General features: G+C 41.2%; 22 protein-coding genes. 14 read left to right on the top strand and 8 right to left on the bottom strand.

Going from position 1 to position 25,237, the window contains the following annotated elements; genetic code table 11:
• Positions 1-29 precede the first annotated feature (29 nt).
• The 4 genes from BM126_RS00730 to BM126_RS00745 are packed head-to-tail and all read right to left on the bottom strand — an operon-like array spanning position 30 to position 5,153.
• On the bottom strand, positions 30-1,226 hold the full coding sequence (locus BM126_RS00730) for a YheC/YheD family endospore coat-associated protein (protein WP_090987284.1): 1,197 nt from the start codon (positions 1,224-1,226) through the stop codon (positions 30-32).
• Positions 1,223-2,590, bottom strand: coding sequence for a YheC/YheD family endospore coat-associated protein (locus tag BM126_RS00735; protein ID WP_090987286.1), 1,368 nt, complete (start codon positions 2,588-2,590; stop codon positions 1,223-1,225). The genes BM126_RS00730 and BM126_RS00735 overlap by 4 nt, the downstream gene beginning before the upstream one ends.
• The gene (locus BM126_RS00740) at positions 2,591-3,670 is read right to left on the bottom strand and encodes a YheC/YheD family endospore coat-associated protein (RefSeq protein WP_177201257.1); all 1,080 of its coding nucleotides are present in this window, start codon (positions 3,668-3,670) and stop codon (positions 2,591-2,593) included.
• 13 nt (positions 3,671-3,683) lie between these two features.
• Positions 3,684-5,153: a YheC/YheD family endospore coat-associated protein gene (locus BM126_RS00745; RefSeq protein ID WP_177201258.1), complete on the bottom strand. Its 1,470-nt coding sequence runs from the start codon at positions 5,151-5,153 to the stop codon at positions 3,684-3,686.
• 328 nt (positions 5,154-5,481) lie between these two features.
• On the opposite strand from BM126_RS00745, the gene BM126_RS00750 reads away from it, so the two are divergent.
• The 4 genes from BM126_RS00750 (at position 5,482) to BM126_RS00765 (ending at position 9,384) form a co-directional block, all read left to right on the top strand.
• The gene (locus tag BM126_RS00750; RefSeq protein ID WP_071352528.1) at positions 5,482-5,838 is read left to right on the top strand and encodes a YlbF/YmcA family competence regulator; all 357 of its coding nucleotides are present in this window, start codon (positions 5,482-5,484) and stop codon (positions 5,836-5,838) included.
• A 164-nt stretch (positions 5,839-6,002) separates the two neighbouring features.
• Positions 6,003-6,869: a Cof-type HAD-IIB family hydrolase gene (locus BM126_RS00755; protein ID WP_090987290.1), complete on the top strand. Its 867-nt coding sequence runs from the start codon at positions 6,003-6,005 to the stop codon at positions 6,867-6,869.
• Between the two features lie 106 nt (positions 6,870-6,975).
• The gene (locus BM126_RS00760; RefSeq protein ID WP_071352542.1) at positions 6,976-7,218 is read left to right on the top strand and encodes a transcriptional regulator SplA domain-containing protein; all 243 of its coding nucleotides are present in this window, start codon (positions 6,976-6,978) and stop codon (positions 7,216-7,218) included.
• A gap of 651 nt (positions 7,219-7,869) precedes the next feature.
• The gene (locus tag BM126_RS00765) at positions 7,870-9,384 is read left to right on the top strand and encodes a coproporphyrinogen III oxidase (RefSeq protein ID WP_090987291.1); all 1,515 of its coding nucleotides are present in this window, start codon (positions 7,870-7,872) and stop codon (positions 9,382-9,384) included.
• A 56-nt stretch (positions 9,385-9,440) separates the two neighbouring features.
• On the opposite strand, the gene BM126_RS00770 is transcribed toward BM126_RS00765, so the two are convergent.
• A complete protein-coding gene (locus BM126_RS00770; RefSeq protein ID WP_090987293.1) occupies positions 9,441-10,307 on the bottom strand; it encodes a dimethylarginine dimethylaminohydrolase family protein in 867 nt (288 codons plus the stop codon).
• Positions 10,308-10,625: 318 nt separating this feature from the next.
• Here BM126_RS00770 and BM126_RS00775 point away from each other — a divergent pair, with 318 nt between their 5' ends.
• On the top strand, positions 10,626-12,248 hold the full coding sequence (locus tag BM126_RS00775; RefSeq protein ID WP_090987295.1) for a long-chain fatty acid--CoA ligase: 1,623 nt from the start codon (positions 10,626-10,628) through the stop codon (positions 12,246-12,248).
• A gap of 98 nt (positions 12,249-12,346) precedes the next feature.
• On the top strand, positions 12,347-13,147 hold the full coding sequence (locus BM126_RS00780; RefSeq protein WP_177201259.1) for an enoyl-CoA hydratase: 801 nt from the start codon (positions 12,347-12,349) through the stop codon (positions 13,145-13,147).
• A gap of 554 nt (positions 13,148-13,701) precedes the next feature.
• Here BM126_RS00780 and BM126_RS00785 read toward each other — a convergent pair.
• Positions 13,702-13,890 carry a YhzD family protein gene (locus BM126_RS00785; RefSeq protein ID WP_090987297.1) on the bottom strand — a complete coding sequence of 63 codons (189 nt, stop codon included), beginning with the start codon at positions 13,888-13,890 and terminating at the stop codon, positions 13,702-13,704.
• A gap of 274 nt (positions 13,891-14,164) precedes the next feature.
• On the opposite strand from BM126_RS00785, the gene BM126_RS00790 reads away from it, so the two are divergent.
• The 7 genes from BM126_RS00790 to BM126_RS00825 all read left to right on the top strand — a co-directional run bounded on the left by BM126_RS00790 (position 14,165) and on the right by BM126_RS00825 (position 23,208).
• Positions 14,165-15,064, top strand: coding sequence for an ABC transporter ATP-binding protein (locus BM126_RS00790; protein WP_090987299.1), 900 nt, complete (start codon positions 14,165-14,167; stop codon positions 15,062-15,064).
• Positions 15,057-16,304, top strand: a complete 1,248-nt coding sequence (locus BM126_RS00795; RefSeq protein ID WP_090987301.1) for an ABC transporter permease — start codon at positions 15,057-15,059, stop codon at positions 16,302-16,304. Before BM126_RS00790 ends, BM126_RS00795 begins: the two co-directional genes overlap by 8 nt.
• Positions 16,305-16,440: 136 nt before the next feature.
• On the top strand, positions 16,441-17,658 hold the full coding sequence (locus BM126_RS00800) for a metallophosphoesterase family protein (RefSeq protein WP_177201260.1): 1,218 nt from the start codon (positions 16,441-16,443) through the stop codon (positions 17,656-17,658).
• Positions 17,659-17,679: 21 nt separating this feature from the next.
• On the top strand, positions 17,680-20,670 hold the full coding sequence (locus BM126_RS00805; RefSeq protein WP_177201261.1) for an AAA family ATPase: 2,991 nt from the start codon (positions 17,680-17,682) through the stop codon (positions 20,668-20,670).
• 307 nt (positions 20,671-20,977) lie between these two features.
• Positions 20,978-21,292 carry a hypothetical protein gene (locus BM126_RS00810; RefSeq protein ID WP_256212934.1) on the top strand — a complete coding sequence of 105 codons (315 nt, stop codon included), beginning with the start codon at positions 20,978-20,980 and terminating at the stop codon, positions 21,290-21,292.
• A 425-nt stretch (positions 21,293-21,717) separates the two neighbouring features.
• Positions 21,718-22,656: a 3'-5' exoribonuclease YhaM gene (gene yhaM, locus BM126_RS00815; protein WP_090987309.1), complete on the top strand. Its 939-nt coding sequence runs from the start codon at positions 21,718-21,720 to the stop codon at positions 22,654-22,656.
• Between the two features lie 366 nt (positions 22,657-23,022).
• Positions 23,023-23,208, top strand: coding sequence for a sporulation YhaL family protein (locus BM126_RS00825; protein ID WP_090988348.1), 186 nt, complete (start codon positions 23,023-23,025; stop codon positions 23,206-23,208).
• A gap of 64 nt (positions 23,209-23,272) precedes the next feature.
• On the opposite strand, the gene BM126_RS00830 is transcribed toward BM126_RS00825, so the two are convergent.
• Positions 23,273-24,148, bottom strand: a complete 876-nt coding sequence (locus BM126_RS00830; protein ID WP_090987312.1) for a peptidylprolyl isomerase — start codon at positions 24,146-24,148, stop codon at positions 23,273-23,275.
• 437 nt (positions 24,149-24,585) lie between these two features.
• On the opposite strand from BM126_RS00830, the gene BM126_RS00835 reads away from it, so the two are divergent.
• Positions 24,586-24,669, top strand: a complete 84-nt coding sequence (locus BM126_RS00835) for a YjcZ family sporulation protein (protein WP_083392217.1) — start codon at positions 24,586-24,588, stop codon at positions 24,667-24,669.
• Between the two features lie 158 nt (positions 24,670-24,827).
• Here BM126_RS00835 and BM126_RS00840 read toward each other — a convergent pair whose 3' ends face one another.
• The gene (locus BM126_RS00840; protein WP_071352540.1) at positions 24,828-25,007 is read right to left on the bottom strand and encodes a hypothetical protein; all 180 of its coding nucleotides are present in this window, start codon (positions 25,005-25,007) and stop codon (positions 24,828-24,830) included.
• Positions 25,008-25,237 lie beyond the last annotated feature (230 nt).

The following is a 25,237-nucleotide window of genomic DNA, read 5'->3' on the forward strand; positions in this document are numbered from 1 at the left end:
ATAATGGAAAAATGGGAAGCTGCGATAGTTCAATTATCGCTGTACTTAGAAATATCTTTAAATAGGGAGCTTAACTGCTTGAGCCGTTTCTTTTCAATAGCTGTTTCATCAAATTGCATAGGCTTGGAATTGACTTCATATAAGTATATATTTCCTGTCTCATCTTCACCAAGATCCATTGAAAATTCTCCGAAAAAACCAAAATGCTCTGATAATATTGTCCCGCACCTCTGTGCTATATCTTGAATCGTTGCATCCAGCTTACCCGTCCGCAGCAATTTATAGGGGTATAGCTTGCCGCCGTTTGGCACATGTGTCGTAATTTCTTGGGATTGGGACATACGGACAGTTTTGCCGCTGATCGAATAAACACCAAAGCTGTAATGTACAAGCACCCGAAAATCGTATCGGTGGCCATCAATTTTTTTCGACATAATGGCTTGCTGGGCAAGATAGTTTTTCTTTTTAAACTGCTTTGAATAATGTTTCCAAAAAGCTTCGAAACTTTCATAAGATGTACTGCAATGAGGTTCATTGGCTGTAATGCAGCCATCATGATGCAGGGCAGCTAGGAAAATCCCGCTTCCTCTATTGCCTTTTTTGGGTTTCAGATAGATGGTTTTATGATTTTCGATAAACTTTTGAAGCCTTGTTTCGCTTCCAGCCATGATTGTATCCGGTAAAAAACATTGCAATGCGGGATCTTTGCTGAATGTTGTATGCATCTCATACTTATCAAGGAAGCAAGGATTAAACATAACAATGGATTGGGAACCAAACCATTCTTTAACCTTTTTAAAGCGGGAAGTTGCCTCGATGGAGCGGGAAGGTATGCGGTTATAAACAATATCAGGAAGCGGAACTTGGACTTCCTCCCATTTTCCTGTATGGGGTACAATGATATATCCTTTATTGTTTTTTAATAAAACATCTTCAATTGTCATAACAAAGGAAAAAATCCCTTCTTCAGCAAGATGCTTATGAAGCTCGCAGAATAAGGGGACATTTCCTCCGATACTGGTCTCATGTTTATTGTTTTTGCATGTTAAGATTCCGATGGATAGTACATTAGTTTTTTTGAAGGGCACAACATGGACCGGATAATTTTCTGCACTGTCAATGTGCTCACTATAAAGGATCTCAGCAGAATCCTTGCTGAAATATAGCTTTTGATTTCCTTCCTGGTGAAGCCAGGCCCTTTTTTCAGGAACATAATAGATGTTCATTCCCTGTTGCCTGCAGAAGTAGTGAAATATTGTTCAGCAAGATAAACGGCGTAATCCAGGCTCAGCTTGCGTGTGAGCAGTTCAAATTCCTTTAATTTTGGATGAGAGAAGATGGACCGGCCTGGTTTCGAATTTGCTTCAAACATCCAGATTCGGCCTTTTTTATCGATTCCGAGATCAAAACCAATCTCCGCAATGATGCCATCCAAATGCTGCTCGATACAATCGCTGAGGACCAGTGCGGCATATGAGAGCTTTTCCTGTACTTCCTGAGATACTTGCGGATTTTCAAAGAGCTCATCGACTGTCCTGATTTCTCCGCCATTTTTCACATGTGTGGTTACACTTCCTTCACCGCCCACTTTAGCTGCAATCGCGGTAACCTGCCAGGCTCCATGCTGGTCTTTATTCGTATGCACACGAAAATCAATTGCCCGGTTATTGGACCGCAGAAGGGAAATGCCTTGCTGGACAATCAGGTTTTGTACTTTTTTGTTTTTAAAAACATAATCAAACATAGATTCAAGAGAAGGAAAACGCTGGAGCTTATTTTCTTTTTCATCGTTTTTATAGCGGCAATAGTAAGCATTGCTGTGTTTATCATAAAGGATTTGATGAATGCCAAGACCAAGGCTGCCATGGACGGGCTTTATGAAGACCTGCCTGTATTTAGAAAGCAAGGCCTCAATGGCAGATAAAGATTGAAAAGGATACGTTTCCGGGAGATACGGAATGGCCCGCTGGTCATCTGTCAGCCTCTGATAGATATCCCATTTGTTGAAAAAACCAGGATTATACCAGGGAATCATGTACTCCTCCTGGAATTTTCTTTTGACTTCCTTCGGCCCTGATTTATTTTCAGTTTTTCTATTCGGCAGCCGGTCATAGACTACATCGGGGAAGGGAAACTCCTCGACACTCCATTGATTATCCTGGAAGATATACCCTTTAATCCTTTCCTTTTCCCAGTCTATTTGATTTTCTCCAAACACAAACGGTATGCATCCTGTTGTTTCATTCAAAGAAAGCAGCCTGGAAAAAAACTGCGATCGTTCCCCGAGAGGTTTATTGAAGAATGTAGTGAAGCCAGATGTGAAGATGCCCACAAGCGGCCCGATATGGATGCTATTTCCATATACAAAAAGATGAAGGGGAGCAGTGCTTTCGGGAAATTGAAGAGATTCAGCCAAAGACTCTGATAGGATAATCGATTGCCTTTTGAATGGGCTTGGCTTTACTTCAGCATTTTGGCGGCATTTCCCAAAACAGATTTGTTCGATTTTATCCAGATTTCCCATCTGGGAAGGATATAACAAGGTGTGACTCTTCATGACGACTATTTCTGCAGGATAGGTTTTTTTCATTTATTCACCTGCTTTCATTTTTTCTGCAGTCCGGGCCAGATACCCGGAGTACACGACAGGTGCTTCGTACAGGGCTTTCATTTTTTCCGGGTAAAGCTTTTCAATAATTTTTCTGCCGGGTTTTGAGTTAATATCCAAAATCCATACCTGCCCTTTTTTGTCTATGCCAAGATCCAGCCCTATTTCAAACAGCCTTTGGAAGTTTGCTTCAAGTTCTCCTGGCAGCTGAGTGATAATCGTCTGGATTTTTTGTTCATATTGATCCTGCAGCGAAGGGGGGATGGTCATATTAAAGGTTTGAAAGGCTTCAGCTTTTCCGCCGGATGCAAGATTTGCCGTTATGGATTCCTTCATCCCCGTTCGTATTCCTCTCCCTATTTCTTCCCAGTCATTCTCTTTGTTTTTTTGAAGAAGAATCCGGACATCAAAAGGTTCATTATTGTCATTTGACAGTTCAAGATAAGGCTGGACAAGAAGGGTGTATTTTCTCATTATAGAATCAAGCCAGAAAAGGCTGTCTCTCTTAGTTTCAATCAGTCTGTCATATCTCTTTCCTTCTTTGTTCATTGAGATGTTAATTCCTTCTGCTGTCTGCTCCAAAAGATAAATTCCTGCGCCTCTTGATCCGAATTCTGGTTTGATTATTACTTTTTTATAGGTTTCAAGGCTCCTCCATATGTCTCCTGGTCCATACGCTTTTTCAGTAGGAGGCAAAAAGGCGGACAGGCGCGGGTGGTTTTTTAAAGTGTCATAGACATCCTTCTTTCCCGGAAGGCCATAGCCAAGGAATTCAGATCCTTCCTTTAGCCAGTTGATGTTCTGCCTTGCTCGTGTATTGGACCGTGAAAGACCATGAAAGCTGCGGTCATATACATAGGCAGGAGGCGGGAAAAGGGCAGGAAGCCATCTGCCTTCGCTGTGAACATACGATTCACCTTGAATCATTCCAGAATTCGCATCAATACCTTCTGGGCAAAATTTCACAATCTTTGCCTGGAGATTTTTTGCGCTTTTGGCAATTTCGGAAAAGTATTTCTGTTCCTTGGATATATGTGATGTTAAAATTCCAATTGATAGCATACGGCATCTCCTTTCAGGTTTCATGTAATTCTCCCTTGGTGCACAGGTAATTCATATATTCAATGACAGACTTTACTGAGGGACGGAACTTTTCATAATTTCCCTGGAATTTTTTTGACGGCTTAGAATTCACTTCAATGATCCATGGATGGCTTTCGGTATCAAGGGCAAGGTCTATGCCGAGTTCCCCGAAAAGATCTTCCCGGCTGTCAGAAAGTGTATGAGCTGTCTTGAGGGCAATCTCCTTCAGTATCCTGCACAGCCTTCTTGCTTCTGTTTGTTCGAATATGGAAGATAAAAATTCCATGCCATTTTTCATTTCTCCGCCTCTTGAGAGATTGGAAACGATATGCCCGGCATAACCAATTCGTGCGACCATGGAAGTCACTTTCCACATGCCATGTTTATTTTTATTCATAAGAACCCTGAAATCGACTTTCTTATCATCAATTTCAAGCAGTGAAATCCCTTTTTGGGCAATATAAGAAGTTTTCCTGCTGATTTTACTAAGCATGCGAAATAATTCTTCAGCTTCTGCCAAATAAGTATCCTTAATGCCGTCTGAATGCTCAACAACCCATCCTTCTTCAGTTTTTGAAAGCTTAATAATGTTTTTGCCCTGGCTTCCGAAGGCAGGTTTGACATATACACTAGAAAATTTCTGCAGAAAGGATGCAAAGCTTTCTTCCTCCTTTAAAGGAATGCAGTCAGGAAGATTTGGAAGCAGGTCTGCGTTACATCTCAAAAGCTCATGAACCTCCCATTTTGAAAGGAAACAGCCGTTAAACATTGGAATTCTCCTCTTTTTAAGCTGATCGGAAAAATCCTGGAACAGGGCAGAGCGTTCAAGCTTCCTCGATCCTATCCGGTTATATACAGCGTCAGGCAAGGGGAATTGGGAGGTCTCCCATTTGCCGTTGAACCAATAACCTTCCAATGTTTCTCCAGGGGTTATTCTTTGAAGCTTTGCTGCATAAAAGGGATATCCATGTTCCTTGCAATATTCGGCCATTTCTCTCAGAAAATCTCCATATTCTCCAAAGGGTTCTGGTCCGCTGCTTGAGGAACTGGTAAGAATGGCTAAATAAGGCCCTATTGAAAGAGTTTTTCCTTTCGGGCAGTAAGCCATTTGAACAGGAAAGCCGAAAGGGGCCAAACAAAGAATCTGAGCAGAGTTTTCGGATATCAAGGCAGTGCTGCTGCTGCCAGATAATGTGCGGACTGTTAATGTTACTTTTTTGCAGCCGGCTATTAGGTTCAATGAATCCCCCTCTTGAATTTCCCAGTGTTTAAGCAAATTATTATCAATGAAAATAACTGAAGAATTCTGGTTTTTGACGAAATGCATGGTCACTTTGCGGTAAATTGCCTTCATTGTCATTCCCCGTTCGTGCAAGGCTTCATGTATATAAAAGAGGATATTAGCTGATACTAGCATGATATGCCCATATTCGGCGGAAAGTGTTTGACTTATGCAATTCATTATTTTTAAGGAATGAATCTGCATTAATTTTAAACATATTAAGACACGGTAAAGAATATTTTAAAAGGGTGAATGCAGAGAGCAGAAAATCCTTTAATCAGCATCTGAAATATATAAGGGATTTAAGTGTAATTGCAGCTGTGTTTTGTTATAGTTGAAAAGATATGGCATGCCAAAGCATTTCCAGCGCATTTACCGGCCCGCAAGCATCCGCTTGGGAGTCAGGAACGATGAAGCTTGCAAGGCAGTGCCCAGTTCATCCAGCGGACCAGCAGTACGGGATGAAAACCCCTGCTGCACGAAGCTTTACATTTAGGAGGGAAAAAATATGAGTGGAAATTTATATGATGTAGCATACGAAATGGAAAGAGCTATCCGAAACAGCAAGGAGTATGCGGATTTGCGCAGCCTGTATGACCAGGTCAATGCAGATCCTTCCGCACGCGGAATGTTTGATAATTTCCGCCAGCTTCAAATGGGGCTGCAGCAAAAGCAGATGATGGGACAGGAAATTACCCAGGAGGAAGTGGATCAGGCACAGAAAACTGTAGCACTTGTACAGCAGCATCCAGCCATTTCGCGATTAATGGAAAGTGAACAAAGAATGAGCATGGTAATTGCGGAATTAAATAAAATTATCATGAAGCCACTAGAAGACTTATATGGAATGCCTGAACAGGGATAATAATGAATGTTTGCTCTGCCGATACTGGCAGGGCATTTTTTTATACTGGCAGAACTTATTAGGCATAGCTGATTCCTGAATTGATGCAAGGCTGTCACTTGAGTTCTATTATCCGCTTATTCTTCATAAGTTGGAATAGGACACTACAGATAGGAGAGATCAGCATGGTATATCGTTTACTGGCAGTCAATATCGACGGAACCTTGCTTCAATCTAATGGCCGTCTAAATAAATTAACCAAAGAAGCGATTGAATATGTCCATCATAAAGGTGTCAATGTAACGCTCGTAACATCCAGAAGCTTTCATTCGGCTAAAAAGGTTGCCAAGGCTTTAAAAATAGATCCCATGATAATTGCACACCATGGAGGATATATAGGCACAGCTTCAGGAAAGCCTGTTTTTGTTAAAAGGATACCAGAAAAGCTGACATTGGAAATTGTGCAGCTGCTTGAAAAAACATCTTGCCAAATTTCACTCGTCCATGAAAAATATATGCTTGGAAACAGGGTGGATTTGCCGGAAAATCTGCTTGGGAAAGCTGTGCTGCATCATAATGAGCAAAATTTTTACTCGCAAAGCTTCGTGGATTCGATCAGCGGGGAATTAAACAATCACCCTATTGCTCCAACAAAAATCACAGCGTTGTTTCAAAATGAACGTGATAAGAGGGACATCATGAAGCTAATCAAGGAACTTTTCCCTGAAGTGATGCTTTCAGGACACAATGCTCAGGGATTAACCATTCTTCCTAAGGGTGTATCCAAATGGAACGGAATTTTGTATCTGGCCGAACAGCTTGGCGTCAAGAGAAACGAAATCGTAGCAATAGGCGACGAATACGATGATGTGGAAATGATTGAAAGAAGCGGACTTGGAGTTGCTATGGGCAATGCGCCGGCTGAAGTTAAAATCGCTGCCAAATGGGTTACCAGGACTAATGATGAAAACGGAGTAGCATATATGCTCAAGGAATTTTTCAGAAAACAGCATCCACTAGAGTTTTTAGAAAAAATGAACATGCTTAAATAATGTTAAAAGGCTTCCTGCGACTGCGCATGAAGTCTTTTCTTCGTGGCTGCCTCATAATAATTCATTTAAAAGGCAGACTAATAAAAAGCCTGAGAGGATGAAGAAAATGGACACGATAGATCCCAAAGATGTAAAAGCTGGAGATGAGGTATATGTGATTTACAATAATCCGCATACTCCGAGCGTTTCAAATGTGCGTGCCGCAGAGATTGTGCAGCATCCTAAAGATCCGGATGCAGTAGCGTTATTTCTTAATGAAACTTTCCATGTAATTGAAGATGACGATGCGCTATTCAGCTCAGAAGAAGCAGCTGAACGGGCATACAGCGAACATTTTTTGACTGAATAGCACGAGCTGCGGGCCGTTTCCTGAGATGGAGACGGCTTTTGCTGTCCGTTTTATGCAAAGGCTCTATTCTTAAGGCTCTTTTCTTAAAGGTTGTTGTTATTTAATAAGTTTTCAAGGCAAATCTATTGTTTAAGCAGGTTGATTGGAGCGAAAGGTGCGAAGACTTCAGTGGGGTTAGCGTGACAGATGAGACCCCGCAGACGCAAGTCGAGGAGGCTCAGCGCACGCCCCGCGGAAAGCGGAGCATTTGTAGCGGAAATCAACCCCTTGTTCCATAGCAACAAAGTTATGAAAACACCCTTTCTTAAAGATTGTTGGTTATTATTGTGTTATGTGAGGCGATCTTTGTTAGTCCAGGCTGATTGGAACGTAAGGTGCGAGACTCCTGCTTAGATTAGCGGGAAGGTGAGACCTAAGCAGGCGCAGCAGAGGATGCTAACCGCCTGCGTGGAAAGCGAGCATCATTGAGAGAGAAAATGCCGCCTTGTTTCATAGCAGCAAATTTTACGAACATAGCTATTATGCAAAAAAAGCAATAAATCAATGTTTGTTCTTCATTCATCTGTAAGATTGACCGCAGGATGCCAATTGGTTACACTTATAGTGATATTTTTGAAAGTATAAAAATCAGCATACAGATGGGTGATTATCTTGCACATAGAAATAACAGGGATAGAAGATGAGCGGTTCCACAGACCGCTTCAAAATATAGCAAATTTGTTTTTTGAAGAATCCAATGTGAAATTGGGTGGCGATGCTTCAGGAGACCTTCACATACACATGACCTGGAGTGCTTCAGAACATATTGCAGCATCGGCCACCCTGACGGAAAAAGCATCTCAAAAAACCTTTAAAGCGAGCCATCAAGAAGCATCGATGCTGCATGGCAGTGAAAAGGAGCTTTTTAAACAGGTAAAAAGAGCTGTGTCACACGTTTATCTTGAAGTACTTCAGAAGCTTACCGGTATAAATCAGAAATGGGGCATATTGACGGGTATAAGGCCAACAAAGCTGCTGCACAAAAAGCTGCAGCAGGGGATGGAAGAACATATTGCCCATCAGGAGCTGAGGCAGGATTATCTGATTTCGGATGAAAAAATAAATTTGATGCAATCCATTGTTTCCCGTCAATTAGCGGTTGTCCCGGATCTATATGAATTAAAGAATGAAGTGAGCATTTATATAGGCATTCCGTTTTGCCCGACTAAATGCGCGTATTGCACGTTTCCAGCTTATGCGATAAACGGGAGGCAGGGCTCTGTGACTTCTTTCCTTGGCGGGCTTCATTATGAAATAAGGGAAATTGGCAAGTGGCTGAAGGAAAAGGATATTAAAATTACGTCCATTTACTATGGAGGGGGAACCCCGACAAGCATTACGGCTGAAGAAATGGATATGCTGTATGAAGAAATGTATGCCTCATTTCCCGATACAGAGAATGTGAGAGAAGTAACGGTTGAAGCAGGGCGGCCAGATACAATTACCCCTGAAAAATTAGAAGTCATGAAAAAATGGAACATTGATAGGATCAGCGTGAACCCGCAGTCTTATATTCAGGAGACTCTAAAGGCAATTGGCAGGCATCATACCGTTGAAGAAACCATTGAGAAATTCCATCTTTCCAGAAATATGGGGATGAATAATATCAATATGGACTTGATTATTGGTCTTCCCGGGGAAGAGCTGCCGGAGTTTCAAACAACGCTGTCGGAAACAGAAAAGCTTATGCCGGAATCCCTGACTGTCCATACACTATCTTTCAAACGGGCTTCCGAGATGACAAGGCATAAAAACAAATATAAAGTGGCTTCAAGAGAAGAAGTGGAGAAAATGATGTCAGCAGCTGAAGAGTGGACAGCTGGACATGGGTATCATCCGTATTATCTGTACCGCCAAAAAAATATCCTTGGCAACCTGGAGAATGTAGGGTATTCCATTCCAGGGCAGGAAAGCATCTACAATATCATGATTATGGAAGAGCAGCAGTCAATTATTGGCCTTGGCTGCGGGGCAGCCTCCAAATTCCTGCATCCTGTTACAGGGAAAATTGAGCATTTTGCAAACCCTAAAGATCCTAAATCTTATAATGACAATTTTGTTTCGTACACAAATAGGAAAATCGAGATATTAGAGGAACTATTTGCGAAAAGCAGTTCTGGACAATGAGATAAAAAAAGGCAGCCTGAAAGGGGGATATGTCCCGTTCAGGCTGCCTTTTTTCTTTATGCTTGGTCTGGTTCACGGAATAACGGCATGGTGCAGCAGCGGAAGGAGCCGCCTGATTTAATGATTTCCGTAATATCTACCTCGATGACATCATATCCGCGCCTGCGAAGCTCTTTATTTACGTTTTTATTGACAGGCAAGCTCAGCACCTTTTTATTTCCGATGGAGAGGACATTCGTTCCTAGCGTAAACTGCTCTTCTTCTGAAATTTCAATTAAATCATACCTCTTTGACAGAAGTTCTCTTTCGGTCTTTGAGATTACATTAGGAAAAATAATCGCTTCATCCTGAGACAAAACATTAAAAACACAATCCAGATGCAAGTATTTGGCTGCAAATGGAACAGGCATGACTTCTTTTCCCGGAAGAAGTGATTGCAGATGGCGGATAGACGCTTCATGCGTTCTATTTGATACTCCGACATAAATTGTATTGCGGTCAACCACTACATCTCCGCCTTCAATGCGCTCTTTGGTCAAGTTATGATATTGCACGGAGCGGTCTTGAAGCCATGATTGAAGGATGGTTTCTTCACCCTGACGGATGGGGCTTGCCATTTCTGCAACAAAAACGGTATCTCCGATTGTAAACCCGATATCCCTTGTGAATACCTGCTCAGGATAGGCAGAAAGCGACGGCAGCTTAATCACATTAATTCCCTGTGACTCCATTACTTCAACAAATTCATTATGCTGTTTCATGGCACGTTCGATATGGATATTTTCATTTTTAAAATGCTTTTGTGTTTCATTAATTACTTCCCGGATGCTCATGTACTGCGGTTCGCAGACGATTACTTCCTTCAATGTATCATACTCGCTGGCACAAAATGCCTTGGCATCATTTTTAGGTGCATTTATCATAATTATCCCCCTGAATATTCATTTATTTATCTTTTTCCCTTTTTTCTATAACTCTATGTAATAAAGCCGCTGTTTTTTTAAGTCCGCAAAGCTTGCCAGTTGTTTTCAGAGCCGCTGGTGCTGCACTCCAATCAACTGAAAAATCCAGCCATGAACTTAACCAAAACTTATTTAGGTATAATACCCTCTCAAAATTATGCGAAAACCAGAAAATCATCGATTTAATTATTAAATAACGGGATGGGTGAAGGTATTTGCAATTGATAATCGAACATATTAATGAGAAATATTACCTAAAAACTCCGGGAGGTTTTGTATATGATGAATACACCTTTAACCATGCCGCAGATGATGGAAAGGGCAGAGAGGTATTTTCCTTCTAAAGAGGTGGTTTCAAGGACAGAAAGCGGGACACAAACATTTACATATGCACAGATTGCCCAAAGGACCCGCAGGCTTTCAAGCGTCTTTGAGCGGCTGGGGCTAAAACAAGGGGAGAGGGTCGGCACTCTTGCGTGGAATCATCATAGACATCTCGAAGCCTATTTTGCCATCCCATGTTACGGAGCAGTCCTGCATACCATCAATCTTAGGCTTTCCCCCCAGCATATCTCATTCATCATCAATAACGCCGAGGATCAGCTTCTGCTTATTGATCCAGATGTAATCCCCCTGATTGAAAAAATCCAGCATGAGCTGAAAACTGTCCAGGGATATATAATCATGACGGATGCTGAGAATCTTCCGGAGACTAGCCTTTTCCCCGTTTATCATTATGAGAAACTGCTTGCTGAAGGAGACCCGGAATTTTCTTTCAGGCATGATTTGGATGAAAATTCGCCTGCAGGCATGTGCTATACATCCGCTACAACAGGAAATCCAAAGGGTGTGCAATATTCGCACCGCGGAATCGTCCTGCACAGCATGGCCCTTGGACTTGCTGACAGTACGGCCATAAGTGAAAGGGATACAGCCATGCCTGTTGTGCCTATGTTTCATGTGAATGCCTGGGGCCTTCCGTTTGCAGGTGTATGGTTCGGGGCGAAGCTTGTCCTTCCCGGTCCCTACTTCACACCGCAAATTCTTTGTGAGCTGATTCAATCTGAAAAAGTTACCATCTCTGCAGGTGTGCCTACCATCTGGATGGGCTTATTGAATGAACTGTCTGAAAAGCAATATGATACGAGCAGCCTGCGGGCAGTTTTATGCGGAGGATCTGCAGCCCCAAAAAGCATGATAGAAACCTTTGAAAAAAAACATGGAATTCCATTTTTGCATGCCTATGGTATGACAGAAACGAGTCCACTGGTATTTGTTTCTTCGCTTAAAAGCTTCCACGATAACCTGCCGGAAGAAGAACGCTATGAAATCAAGGCAAAGCAGGGAATGGCTGTGCCAGGTGTGGAAATAAAAATACTCGGTCAGAATGGTGAAGTGAAGGCGGATGGCCGGGAGATGGGCGAGCTTCTGATCAGGGGCCCCTGGATTGCAGATGAGTATTTCCGGGATGAGCGTTCCGGACAGGCGTTTGAGGATGGATGGTTATATACCGGGGATGTTGCCACTATTGACCAGGAAGGTTATGTGAAGATTGTGGACAGGACAAAGGATCTGATTAAGAGCGGAGGAGAATGGATTTCGTCTGTAGATCTGGAAAACGCACTAATGGCCCATGATGCTGTATTGGAAGCGGCGGTAATAGCAGTCCCGCATGAAAGATGGCAGGAAAGGCCGGTTGCATGTGTTGTTTTGAAAGATAAATATAAAAATGAGATACCAAAAGAAGAGATTATTGAATTTCTGAAGCCTCTATTTGCCAAGTGGTGGCTGCCGGATGATGTAATATTTATGGATGAAATACCAAAAACTTCAGTAGGAAAATTTCTTAAAATGGCGTTAAGGAACTCATTGCAGGACAAATATCTGAATTCGGGAAAATAACGATAAACCTGCAATTCTGATATTTCTGTTTTTTGCTTTTAATTTGTTTAAGGAAACATGTATAATAGACTAATAGTTAACCAAGGAGGCAGGACACATTGGTATATGAAACAACTTCAGCAGAGCAAAAAACGGTATTGGCAGCATATTCCGGCCGTACAGCAACAATAGAATTAAACCGTCCGGATGCTATGAATGCAATGAATCTGGAAATGCTTCAGGAACTAGTCAGCATCCTGAAAGAGATTACAGTCAATGAAGAGGTCGATATCGTCATTTTGCGCGGTAAAGGGAAAGCGTTTTCAGCTGGTGGAGATATCAAAATGATGCTTTCTGCATCAAATGAGAATGAGTTCCATTGTGTCATGGATTGCATCAGTGAACTGGTTTCTGTCCTGTATTTCATGCCAAAGCTTGTAATATGTGCGATTCATGGTGCAGCAGCAGGACTCGGCCTAAGCGTTGCCCTTGCAGCCGATTATATAATTGCTGATCCCGAGAGCAAGATTGCGATGAATTTTATTGGCATCGGACTCATTCCTGACGGAGGGGGACATTTCTTTCTTGAACGAAGATTGGGAGAAGTAAAAGCAAAAGAACTGATTTGGGAAGGAAAGGTACTGGATGCCCGCCAGGCCCTCGAAAAAGGCCTGATCCATGAAGTCGCAGGTGAAACCCTGGACAAAGCAGCAGATAGAAAAAGGCAGGAGTGGCTTGCCAGCCCTATTCAGGCTATGATTAAAACAAAAAAAATTCTCAGTGAAAATAACAGGCCAACGCTATTGAAAATCTTAGAACTCGAAAAAAATGCTCAGCTGAAAATGAGAAAAACGAATGACCACAAAGAAGGCGTCAAGGCATTTCTGGAAAAAAGAAAACCTGTGTTTACAGGGAAATAAAGATATAAATATTTAAGAGGCGTTTTTTGTTTGCGCTTTCTTTTGCAAGCGGAATGCCTTTTCAGGATTTCAAAGCGGTATTGGAGTAAGTTTTTTGCTCTTATAAGATGTTTCGGCCACAGAAGGCAAAGAGCCGGCTGTGGCCGAAATCCTATTTGCTTAGGCCCCCAGGACAGGTTCACAAAGACGCCGCAGGACGCGGCATTATTAGTCTTTGATCCTCTGAACAGGCGATTTCGCTTTTTATTGAATCCAGCTATAGCGCCTAGCTCGCTGTGCAAAAGATGTTTCGGCCACAGAAGGCAAAGAGCGCCTTCCATGGCCGAAACCCTATTTGCTTAGGCCCCCAGGAAGGGGGTCACGAAGACGTTGCCGCAGGACGCGGCATTATTAGTCTTTGATCCTCTGAACAGGTGATTTCGCTTTTTATTGAATCCAGCTGCAGCGCCTAGCCCCTCGAGGTCATAAGTCACCTAAGAATTAAAGGCAAAGAGCGCCTTTTATTCTTAGGCGCCTTATGCTGGTCGAGGCTGAACAGGCGATTTCGCTTCTTATTACCGGTGGAATAGTATTAGTTTTCCTGTTGGCGAGGTGCAGCGGTGTGTTTGTTCTAAGAGATTTTTTTCTTTTAATAAAGATTCACCTGTTATTTTTGCCTGCTGATCATTTTCCGCGCTAATGGATTCATCGAGAAGTTTTTCTCCAGAAGCAGCAAATGCCGTTACTTTATAGACTTTGCCCATCATCATTCTCCTTCTATTTATACTCAAACAAACATAGCTTTTGAACTGTCTTTCAAGTTGTCCCTTATCCCGCTTTAGCAGGCAGCAAAGCCTTCCTGAGGGAAGTTTCACCTTATCATTATTTTTACATAATATTCAATCTTTTGTAAAGATTTAATCTTTCATAGAATATATATAATTTGTCCTTGAAGCAGCTTGATGAATGACCTATGATTAATGAGATTGCTAATTAATTCCAAATAATATTTTGGGGATTAAAGAGGAGGAATGAAATTTGGCATTGCAAATTAATCATGTTACGAAGCGTTTTGGGGAATTTACAGCAGTTGACTCCCTGGACTTTACAATTCCTGAGAAGGAAATGTTCGGTTTTTTAGGTGCGAATGGAGCAGGGAAGACCACTACGTTCCGGATGATCCTTGGACTATTGAACCCGACAGAAGGCCAAATACTATGGAATGGAAATAAAATTGGCTATTCCTCCAGTTCAGCTATAGGCTATTTGCCGGAAGAGCGGGGACTTTATCCTAAGCTTAAGGTGCGCGATCAGATTGTATACCTCGCAAGGCTGAGAGGGATGAATAAGCATGATGCGCTTACTGAGCTTGAATATTGGCTAAATCGATTTAAGGTGCCTGAATACCTGGATAAAAAAGTGGAGGATCTTTCCAAGGGTAATCAGCAGAAAATCCAGCTTATTGCTTCTGTTATACATAAACCGTCATTGCTTATATTAGATGAGCCATTTAGCGGTCTGGATCCAGTGAATGTAGAAATGCTAAAGGAAGCAGTCATTGAGCTTCGCGACAGAGGAACGACTATTGTATTCTCCAGCCATAGAATGGAGCATGTAGAGGAGATGTGCGAGCACTTGTGTATTATGCATAGGGGAAAACCAGTCGTCTCAGGAAAACTAAGAGAGATTAAACGGTCCTTTGGCAAAAAGAATGTTGCCATCCATGCAGATTTTGATTTGAGCTTTTTGGACGGCTACGAGGGTGTAACAAAAGTGAAGACAGTGACTGAAGGAAGGATTGTGCAGGTTACAGGTGAGGATATTGCCCAAAATATCCTTCAGGATCTTGTTCCCAGGGGATTTGTCAGGAAATTCGAACTTGAAGAACCTTCCTTAAATGATATTTTCATAGAAAGGGTAGGTGCTGAATATGAATAAATTCTGGATTGTTTTATTCCATACATACCTCACGAAGCTAAGAACAAAATCCTTCATAATTTCTACCATTGTAATGCTTCTATTAACCATAGGGCTTACAAATCTTCCAAAATTGCTGGACCTATTCGATAAGAAAGACAGCGATGTGATAGGAGTCATCGACCTTAAGGGAAGTTTATATGAACCATTCAAGGCACAGGTTAATACCGTCAATCATGATTTGAAGCTGAAGGTGATTGAAGATGAGACAAAAGCCAAAAAACTTGTGGCTGATAAAAAACTGACAGGCTTTATCATTCTTGATCAAGATGCTTCAAATATGCCTCAAGGGTTTTATAAAGCAAATTCACTATCGGATTTATCTATAAGCAATGATCTGGCTTCAGCCCTTACTGGAGTGAAAAGTAACTTGGCAGCAAGGGAATTGAAGCTTACTCCTCAGCAAATAGCAAATATAAGCTCACCTGCAGGTTTCAAAAAAGCAGCACTGGAGAAAGATGCAAAAACAGAGGAAGAATTGAATCAGGCCAGGGGGCTTGTGTATATCCTGCTGTTTGTTATTTACTTTAGCGTGCTTATGTACTCGAATATGATTGCAATGGAAGTGGCAACAGAAAAAACATCCAGAGTCATGGAAATCTTAATATCCAGCGTTTCGCCAGTACAGCAGATGTTTGCGAAAATCATTGGAATTGCCCTGCTGAGCATTACACAGATGATTTTGTTTTTTGGAGTGGGGTATTTCTTCATCAAACAAAATCTTGGAGATCTTAATGGGGGTTTCTTTTCGTTCTTTGGATTTGGCAGCACAAGTATTTCAACGGTCATATACGCTATTATTTTCGTATTGCTTGGGTACTTTCTATATGCCACACTTGCTGCGTTTTTAGGATCAATGGTAAGCAGGATAGAAGATGTCCAGCAAATGACATTCCCGATGACCATTCTAGTGGTGATTGCGTTTATGATTGCTATGTCGGGGCTTAGTAATCCATCGGCAAGTTATGTGACCGTTACATCTTTTATACCATTTTTCAGCCCGATGATCATGTTTTTGAGGGTGGGAATGATTTCCGTGCCTTTTTGGCAGGTTGCTGTAAGCATTCTTATCCTGATCGTTTCGATTGCCGTTCTTGCGATTTTTGGAGGACGTGTTTATCGCGGGGGAGTTCTTATGTATGGAAGCTCTAAATCTCTAAAAGATATCAAAAAGGCCATTCAGATAACAAAAAATACGTAAGCCAACAAAGGATCACTCCACAGGTGATCCTTTTTTAGCGAAGAAGAAAGGTTCCTCCCTCACTAATTATTTACGGGAAAGTATGTTCTGTTTATGCTAAAATGGTTAAAAAGAAATCAGTGAAAGAGGGATGCTCATGGGCAGGATCGTATTTTTGCATGCAGCTGATCTTCACCTGGATAGCCCTTATTCAGGCTTGAAAATGCTGCCGGCAGCTATACTTGAAAAAGTAAGAGAAAGTGCTTTTCAGTCGTTTCAAGGAATGATCGATGCCGCGATAAGACATGAGGCGGAATTTATTTTGCTGGCCGGTGACTTATATGATGGAGAAAATAGAAGTTTACAGACTCAGGTACGGTTCAGGTCTGAGATGGAAAGGCTTAAAAAGGCTGGGATATCGGCCTATATCATCCATGGGAATCACGATCATTTGGGAGGATCCTGGATACAGGTCGAATATCCGGAAAATGTACATGTTTTTGCAGGCAGCACGGAAATGAAAATTCATATAACAAAAGACGGCACTGCCGTTTCCATATATGGATGCAGTTACTCCAAACGGCATGTACTGGAAAAACTTGTTAATACATACCAGAAAATCCAGGGCGCTGATTATCATATAGGAATGCTGCATGGAAATCTTGAAGGATCAAGCGGGCATAGTCCCTATGCACCATTCAGTTTAACAGACCTTGAGGAGAAAGATTTTGATTACTGGGCGCTTGGACACATTCATAAACGGATGGTGATATCAAAAAATCCCTTGGCTATATATCCAGGCAGCATGCAAGGCAGAAACAGAAAAGAAACGGGTAAGAAGGGCTGTTACCTGATCAGGATGGAGGGCGAAGCAAGATCATATTCCTTTATTGAAACATCTCAATTGAACTGGGAGTCTGCTAAGTTTCATATAGGAGAAGATGATAACTTTGATAGTTTATTGAAGTCATGCCGCGCCCACATTGAAGAAAAAAGGTCGGCTGGCAGGAACGTGCTGCTGAATTTGGTGCTGGAGCCAGCCTGTACTGCGGCAGAAATCATGTTAAAAGATGAAATTTTGACTGGTCTGACTGACATCTTGCAGGAAGGCGAAGAAGATATGCAGCCATTCATCTGGACAGCTGGCATACAGGTAAAGGAAACACAGCGTGCGGATTCTTTTTCATTGAATTCTCCTTTTCTTGCAGAGCTCCTGAAATCAGAACCTGATGAAGACGATTTTGAAAAAGCCCTTGAACAGCTTTTTAAGCATAAGCATGCAAGGCGATATCTGGAATATCCCGATAAAGAAGAACGGCAAAGCCTGCTGGAGGATTCAAGAAGGCTTCTTCATCAAATATTGTATTCTAAATGACTTTAAGGGCGTGTGAAAATATTGGAGATAAAAGAATTACATGTTTATGGGTATGGAAGGCTTGAAAATGTCCGTTTTGAAAACTTGGAACAGCTTCAGATTTTCTATGGTGAAAACGAAACAGGGAAATCCACCATAATGTCATTTATCCATAGCATATTATTCGGTTTTCCTACAAGGGTCCAAAATGAGCTTCGCTATGAACCTAAGCTTCATGCGAAATATGGCGGAATGCTTACGCTTCAAACTAAAGAATATGGAGCAGTCAGAATTGAACGTGTGAAAGGAAAAGCAGCAGGAGATGTTTCCCTTATCTTTGAAGACGGCCAGCAAGGCGGTGAATCAGAGCTAAGGGACGTTTTGCAGGGAATCGATAAGAACTTCTTTTTATCCGTTTTTTCTTTTAATTTGGACGGCCTTCAAGGCCTTCATACACTAACAGAAGGAACAATCGGAAAGTATCTTTTGTCGGCAGGATTAATCGGGAACGACAAGCTGATGGAGGCAGAGGCCAGACTCCAAGGCGAACTGGATGCAAGATTTAAACCATCAGGCCAAAAGCCCTTTATGAATGTCAGACTTGAAAATCTCAGGCTGCTTCAAACACAGCTTAAGAAGGCAGATGCAGACCAATCTGAATATGAACAGCTCTTACTCAGGCAAAAAGATGGTACACAGGAACTCGCAGCAGTGCAAAGCGAAATAAAAGCTGAAGAAAACCAGCTGATGCAAATCGGGGAGTTCCTGAGATTGAAACCGCTCGCAAAAGAAAAGAGATTGTATGAAACCAGATTATCGGAGCTTGGGAATTCCCCGTTTCCGGCCGATGGGCTGAAGCTGCTGGATCAGTTTAATGGAAGGCTTATGCCTTTGAAAGCTCACATTTCCTCACTTCTTGAAAAAGCCGGGGAAAATCAAAAAAAAGCGGCCGCAATGGAAGTCCACCCCTTTTTGAGCAGCAAGCGGACGCATATTGAATTTGATATTCAGTCAGCCTCCCTCCTTGAAAAATTGATTATTGATCAAAATAAAATGCAGCAGCTGCTTGAACGGAAAGAGGGGGAAGTACAGCGTATGAAAAGAGCTGTATCGCTGCCGCTTCAAGAAGCCGAAATTCTTCAGCTGGATACAAGCATTTTTGCCAAAGAACGGATTAAATCCTTAGAAAAAGAAAGACAGCGCCTGAGAAACCAAAAGGAACATCTGGATAGCAGTTATAAGGAAGAAAAGGAGAGGCTTGAAGCTGCAGAAGACAGGATCAGAGTACTTAAAGAAAGAGCTATGCCTTCAGAAAAAAGAAGAGAGCTGGAAAATGAACACAGAAACATGAATCAAGATTACCTGGAAGGGCAAAAGACAGTTTTAGATGAACAAATAGCTGATTTGCAGAATAAATACCATGAAGAAGAAGAAGCTGTTAACAGCAAGAAAAGCAGGACACGCCTTGTCTCCCTCTTTTCATTTATCCTTTTGATTTCCCTTGCACTATACTGCTTTTTCAGGGATTCACTGTTTCCTGCTATATCTTTTGTATTAATTGGGGTGCTGATCAGCACTTTTCCGTTGATATTCAAAAGTGCCAATAAGCTTTCTGCACTGACAGCCCAGCTGAAAGAAGCTAAAAGGAAAAGGGTGGAATTCGAAAGAAAATGCACAGGAACAGAAAGTGAAGCAAGGCATCTCACCCGGCTTCTTGATCAGGAGCGGGAGCTGCAAACGCTCCTGGAAGGAGAAAAGTATTCTTATAGGGAAAGGGAAAAATCATTTGATGAAATTATTAATGAATATGAAAATTGGGAAAGAGATTGGAAGCTCATTTCTGAGAAATTGGGGAGGTTTGTCAGTCAATGGAATATTCCACAGCAAATTGATTCGATTTCTTTAGATGAAGCATTAAATTCCATTGAACAATTAAAGGATACCATTGAAGAAAAAGATGCAATACACCGTCAGCTAACGGATATGACGAATGAAATTGAAGCAAGGAAGAAGAGGCTTTTGGAATATGCAGATGCATGCGGGCTTACTCCTGCAAATTGGCAGGATGCAATAATTGGGTTAAAACATGCACTGAATGACCATAACGAAAGGACGGGATTGATCAGGCAGCTTCAGACAGAGCACAGTAAGATCAATGATGAGCTGGATCTTCTTTACGCCAAGCAGCATTACCTCGAACAGGAAATAAGGAAACTGCTGCAGTCTGCACTGGCAGAGAGTGAAGAAGAATTCAGGCAAAAAGCAAGCATTGCTCAAGAAATCTCGGAATTGCGAAAAAAGCATGAATGGATATGTATTCAGCTTCAGCAGTCAAATGTGTCTTCAGAGATGCTTGAAGAATATATGGAACAAGGCATCAGTGTATACAGCCAGGAGGCATTGGAGGCAAAAAGAAAAACAGATCTCAAGAAGCAGTCTCTTCTCCTGGAAACTCTTTCAGATATTAAGCATAGCATCAGAGTGCTTGAGGAAGGAGGAACATATGAACAGTTGCTTCATAGCTTTCACGAAGAAAAGGAAGCATTCAGAGAAGAGGCAAGAGTCTGGGCTAAATACGCACTGGCAAAGAGGATGCTTGATGGAACCATTGAAAGCTTTAAAAGAGAGCGGCTTCCTAAAGTGCTGCTGACGGCAGGAGGATTCCTGGAAATTCTGACAGAAGGTTCTTATGTCAAGCTCATTATGAATGAAAAAGGAGACAATCTGCTGTTAAGAAGATATGATGGCGTGTTGTTTAAGGCAGAAGAGGTAAGCCGGGGCACGGCCGAAGGAGTGTATATTTCCCTTAGGCTCGCCCTGGCGGAGTATATATTTAGAGAAGATCCTTTTCCCCTTATTATAGATGACAGCTTTGTTAATCTTGATGCGAGGAGAACGCGGTCCATGGTGAAGCTGCTCAGGAAAATTTCAGCTGAGCGGCAAATTATCTTCTTCACATGCCATGACCATCTGCTTAAGGAATTTGAAAACATTGATATAATTACTTTAACAAAAGAAAAAGCAGTAAATTAACAAAAAGAAGCCGGAGCAAGCTGTATCCTTGTTCCGGCTTCTTTTTGGCTTTCAGTGAGTATTTTGAACTATATACAAAACAGAACTTAAAGAATAAACTGTTTTACTAGAATAATTTAAAGATTAATCTTAGAATCAAGTTTTAAAAAATTGCCAATAATCATATTATATAGAGATTGACTATTTTGTTGTAAAGAGAGTGAACGTATTGAATCTATATTATTTTATTACCCAGCACGATCCAACATTAAACCTGATTATAGAAAAAGAATTTCCCGATAAGCGCTGTGTGGGAGGAAAATACTCAATGGAAACTCATAGTATTACTCTATTTCAGCGAGATATCCAAATTCAGTGTAAAAGAGCACTGGGTTCACTGGATAGGCTGCAGGAATATTCCTTAATTGTTTGTTCACACGAACTTGGCCATGCCTTGGATAAGACTCTCCCGCATTTAAGTGAAGAATTAGCCTTAACGGGGAATCTGGATATCTTATACAAAATTGAAGTGAACGCATGGAATATTGCTGAGAAGCTGATTCCTTTCACTTCTCGAGAATTATTTTTGAAGATCAGGGAAGAGTCTCTTTTCCATTGCAGAAAAAGACCGCTTGTCAGCTGATTCAGCCGGCGCCTGCAGAAATCCTTTTGCGGGTTTTTTCTTTTGTAAGCACACATCTTTGATTCAGGTTCTTTTCTTATTTTAAGGAGTGTCTGTAAGATCCCGTTGTTAAATCAGGTTAATTGGGGCTAAGGTTTAGGCTCCTCGGGGATTAGAGGCTCACCGTCCGCCCGCAGAAAGCGAACACCTGGCAGCCATATTTCATAGCAGCAAAGGTTTGCGAATACAGTCTTGATTTAATAATAGAAGATGGAGCTATGTCTTCTTCTGAGGCTTTATTATAGTACATATAATGAACTTTTCAGCGGCTGAATTACGGGTTGAACCCATTTTTTGCATCAGGGAGAAATCAATCATCTGAGAAAGGTTTTATAAAGCTCTGTATGATATAATATTTATACTTAATCCTACGGAGGTACCTTTACATGCAAAACGGAATTATACACTACGGCATTGGTGAATCGATAGATACATATATGTATATAAAAACAAGCACAAAGGCTGTTGCTAGCAACGGCAAACCTTTCCTGACGCTTATCCTTACCGATAAAACAGGGGAAATAGAAGCAAAGCTGTGGGATGTTTCTGAGGATGATGAAAGAAACTACTCTGCGGAAAGAGCTGTTAAGATACAAGGCGATATTCAAAATTATCGCGGAAGAAGCCAATTGAAAATCCGCAATATCCGGTTAACTACAGATCTGGATGGGATTAAAACTTCTGATTTGATCCAAACTGCACCGCTTAGCCAGGAAGAAATGATGGATAAAATAACTAAATATATATTTGAAATGACCAATCCTAATATTCAGCGCATCACAAGGCACTTGCTGAAGAAATTTCAAAATGAATTCCTCACGTATCCTGCTGCCACTAAAAATCACCATGAATTTATGTCCGGTTTAGCATTCCATGTCGTCTCAATGCTGGACTTAGCTAAAGCAATCGCTGGACTTTATCCTAAACTTGATAAAGACTTACTGTATGCAGGTGTTATTCTTCATGACCTTGGCAAAGTCATTGAACTTTCCGGCCCGGTATCGACAGCATATACGGTGGAAGGCAATTTGCTGGGCCATATTACTATCATGGTCAATGAACTGGGGAAGGCAGCCGATGAACTTGGCATTGATACAGAGGAAATTATGATACTTAAACATATGGTGCTTTCACATCATGGTAAGGCGGAATGGGGCAGCCCGAAACCTCCCCTTGTCCGCGAAGCAGAGGTATTGCATTATATAGATAATATCGATGCTAAAATCAATATGATGGACAGGGCGCTCGAGAAGGTGAAACCCGGTGAATTTACGGAAAGGGTATTTGCCCTGGAAAACCGTTCCTTTTATAAACCTTCTTACTGAAGCAGTCCCTGAAAATATATAAATCTGCTTATTGCTTGTTAATTTAGGCTGTTTTCGTAAACTTTGTTGCTATGGAACAAGGGGTTGATTTCCGCTGCAGGATGCTTCGCTTTCCGCGGGGCGTGCGCTGAGCCTCCTTGACTTGCGTCTGCGGGGTCTCATCTGTCACGCTGATCCCGCAGGAGTCTCCGCACCTTTCGCTCCAATCAACCTGCTTTAACAAAAGATTTGCCTCGAAAACTTATTAAATAACAACAACCTTTAAGAAAAGAGTCTTTATTTAAGATTTCAGCATGCATAAACTTGTCCGGGGAGGCATATTCTCTATTAAGATTAATGGGACAGCTTCCCGAAAGGAGAAAGAATATGCCATTTTGGATATGGATTATATTTGCGGGAATTATTGTAAGTGCAATTATGGCTGTTTATACGGCAAAGCAGGACAGGAAACTGGAAAATGATTGGATTGAAAAAGAAGGCCAGAAATATATAGACAGGATGAAGCTCGAGAAAGAAAAGAAAAAAGACGATGATATACAGCAAGGAGCATAAAAAACATCCCGGCGTAATTGCCGGGATGTTTTTTATGTTATCGCAGTCCTGGAAAGTACCAGGATTATTGTCCTGCAGCTGGTGCAGCTTCAGGCTGTTTAAGGGCATCCTTGAGATCTTTATCCTTAATCTCAACATCAGAAGCCTTAATTTCTTTATTGATTTTCTTTTGTACTTGAGCTTGGTCAAGTTTTGAAACTTTTAAATCATACTCAAGCTTTTTCTTCATATCTTTATATGGTTTCTTTGCCTTTTTATCTAGGAGCTGGATAATGTGATATCCATTTTGTGATTTAACAGGTCCGGAAATTTCACCTTTTTTCAATGCATACGTAGCATTTTCGAATTCAGGAACCATTTGTCCTGCACCAAACCATCCTAAATCTCCACCTTTGGAAGCAGAGCCTGGGTCTTGTGAGTATTTCTTGGCAAGGTCTTCGAACTTTTCGCCTTTATCGAGCTTTTGTTTAATTTCTTTTGCTGTTTTTTCATCTTTAAGTAAAATGTGTCTTGCGTGAACCTGCGGCTTAAGCTTGTCATAGGATGCTTTTACTTCTTTATCAGTAACCTTTACATCTTCAGCTGCAGCTTTTTCTTGAAGCATGCCAATTTTCATTGAACGCTTCAAATCAGCTTCGCTTTTATAGCCGGATTGTGCAAGTGCGGCTGCGAAATTATCACCCATTTGATCTTTAAGTTCTTTAAGCTTGGCATTAACCTCAGAATCAGAAACTTTATATTTTTTTGAAAGGACTTTTTCATAAACTAATTCCTGAAGAACTTGGTTTCCATATCTGTCTTTCAAAGTATTGTAAAGATCTTCTTTTGAGATATCTCCAGCCTTGGTTTTAACAACGGCTTCAGAGTCGCCTCCGCTGCTGCAAGCAGTTAGTCCAAGAAGGCCGGCTGTTACCGCAAGGGATAATACCAATTTCCTCATAAAAAACAACTCCTGTTAATAAATTCGTGGCTGCTTTGTAAATCCACAAATCCTACTATAACATAAATTGGTTTCATTACAAAAAATAATATGGTTTTTCCCCATTGAATTTATTGAAAATAGGCAAATATCTAGTCAATTAATTACTGCCTACATATGATAAGCCGTGGGAATAAAAGGGGTACCACAATGGGGGTTTTTAGGCAGCTGTTTTACATTTGGTTTTGATTTGACGGGCGAAAAAATCAAGTGCAAGCATTTTTTACAGTGCAAGTCAATAGCCCACTCTTTTCAGCCAAATGCTGAATAGGATATGGTAATCGCATAGTAAATGCTTTCCAGGAATGCCGGCTTGCCTGCACAGATTGCCTGGTAAGAAAACGGTATTATGCGGTGTATAGCCTGTTCACTTCTTTTATTGGAAAGGAGGAAACACAATGTCCGGAGGATACGGCGGAGGTTTTGCTTTAATTGTAGTCCTTTTCATCCTTTTAATCATCATCGGATGTTCTTGCCTATAATAAGAGCTTAAACAAATAATAAAGGTGAAGCCTTATTGGGCTTCACCTTTTATAGTTGTATACGAACAGCCAAATTTTCATTAAATTCGGGAGAACTTAGAAAGGATTATGTATGAAAAAGTTACCGGATGTATACATTTGTAAATTTGTGCGGCAGATTAAGTAAAGGATATTTCAATATAAGACGATAAAAGCAATATGGTAATTAATATATTGATAGTCCTGAATACTTTAGGCTGGCGGTCTTCAGGAATTTCTTTTTGAAGACATAGAGAATTGGTCATTTTGTTGATATTGTATAATATTACGGCGGAGAAGAGAATAAACCATAAAACAATCACTCCTGAATCCCTCCTTGCAAACATTCATGTATAATAACGATACCAAATTCCCCGCAAAAAAGATAGCCTAAAAACTTCAGCAGCACGCACCTGGCTGGAGCTTTTGATATGAGGAGAAAATAACTCCATACAGATTTTTGCGTAATAAAACTGGGACAATGTACTGTTTTGCATGAAACCCGGCAAAGGGTTTATCCCTTAAAGGGTAAAAAGCAGTTTAAATGAAA

It is taken from the genome of Bacillus sp. OV322 (assembly GCF_900112495.1).
GTDB lineage: Bacteria > Bacillota > Bacilli > Bacillales > DSM-1321 > Peribacillus.

What these genes read in the sequence shown, in the direction of transcription:
- BM126_RS00730 (WP_090987284.1), bottom strand. Translation starts at nt 1,226, where the DNA reads ATGAACATCTATTATGTTCCTGAAAAAAGGGCCTGGCTTCACCAGGAA.
- BM126_RS00735 (WP_090987286.1), bottom strand. Translation starts at nt 2,590, where the DNA reads ATGAAAAAAACCTATCCTGCAGAAATAGTCGTCATGAAGAGTCACACC.
- BM126_RS00740 (WP_177201257.1), bottom strand. Translation starts at nt 3,670, where the DNA reads ATGCTATCAATTGGAATTTTAACATCACATATATCCAAGGAACAGAAA.
- BM126_RS00745 (WP_177201258.1), bottom strand. Translation starts at nt 5,153, where the DNA reads ATGAATTGCATAAGTCAAACACTTTCCGCCGAATATGGGCATATCATG.
- BM126_RS00750 (WP_071352528.1), top strand. Translation starts at nt 5,482, where the DNA reads ATGAGTGGAAATTTATATGATGTAGCATACGAAATGGAAAGAGCTATC.
- BM126_RS00755 (WP_090987290.1), top strand. Translation starts at nt 6,003, where the DNA reads ATGGTATATCGTTTACTGGCAGTCAATATCGACGGAACCTTGCTTCAA.
- BM126_RS00760 (WP_071352542.1), top strand. Translation starts at nt 6,976, where the DNA reads ATGGACACGATAGATCCCAAAGATGTAAAAGCTGGAGATGAGGTATAT.
- BM126_RS00770 (WP_090987293.1), bottom strand. Translation starts at nt 10,307, where the DNA reads ATGATAAATGCACCTAAAAATGATGCCAAGGCATTTTGTGCCAGCGAG.
- BM126_RS00775 (WP_090987295.1), top strand. Translation starts at nt 10,626, where the DNA reads ATGATGAATACACCTTTAACCATGCCGCAGATGATGGAAAGGGCAGAG.
- BM126_RS00785 (WP_090987297.1), bottom strand. Translation starts at nt 13,890, where the DNA reads ATGGGCAAAGTCTATAAAGTAACGGCATTTGCTGCTTCTGGAGAAAAA.
- BM126_RS00795 (WP_090987301.1), top strand. Translation starts at nt 15,057, where the DNA reads ATGAATAAATTCTGGATTGTTTTATTCCATACATACCTCACGAAGCTA.
- BM126_RS00800 (WP_177201260.1), top strand. Translation starts at nt 16,441, where the DNA reads ATGGGCAGGATCGTATTTTTGCATGCAGCTGATCTTCACCTGGATAGC.
- BM126_RS00810 (WP_256212934.1), top strand. Translation starts at nt 20,978, where the DNA reads ATGGAAACTCATAGTATTACTCTATTTCAGCGAGATATCCAAATTCAG.
- yhaM (WP_090987309.1), top strand. Translation starts at nt 21,718, where the DNA reads ATGCAAAACGGAATTATACACTACGGCATTGGTGAATCGATAGATACA.
- BM126_RS00825 (WP_090988348.1), top strand. Translation starts at nt 23,023, where the DNA reads ATGCCATTTTGGATATGGATTATATTTGCGGGAATTATTGTAAGTGCA.
- BM126_RS00830 (WP_090987312.1), bottom strand. Translation starts at nt 24,148, where the DNA reads ATGAGGAAATTGGTATTATCCCTTGCGGTAACAGCCGGCCTTCTTGGA.
- BM126_RS00835 (WP_083392217.1), top strand. Translation starts at nt 24,586, where the DNA reads ATGTCCGGAGGATACGGCGGAGGTTTTGCTTTAATTGTAGTCCTTTTC.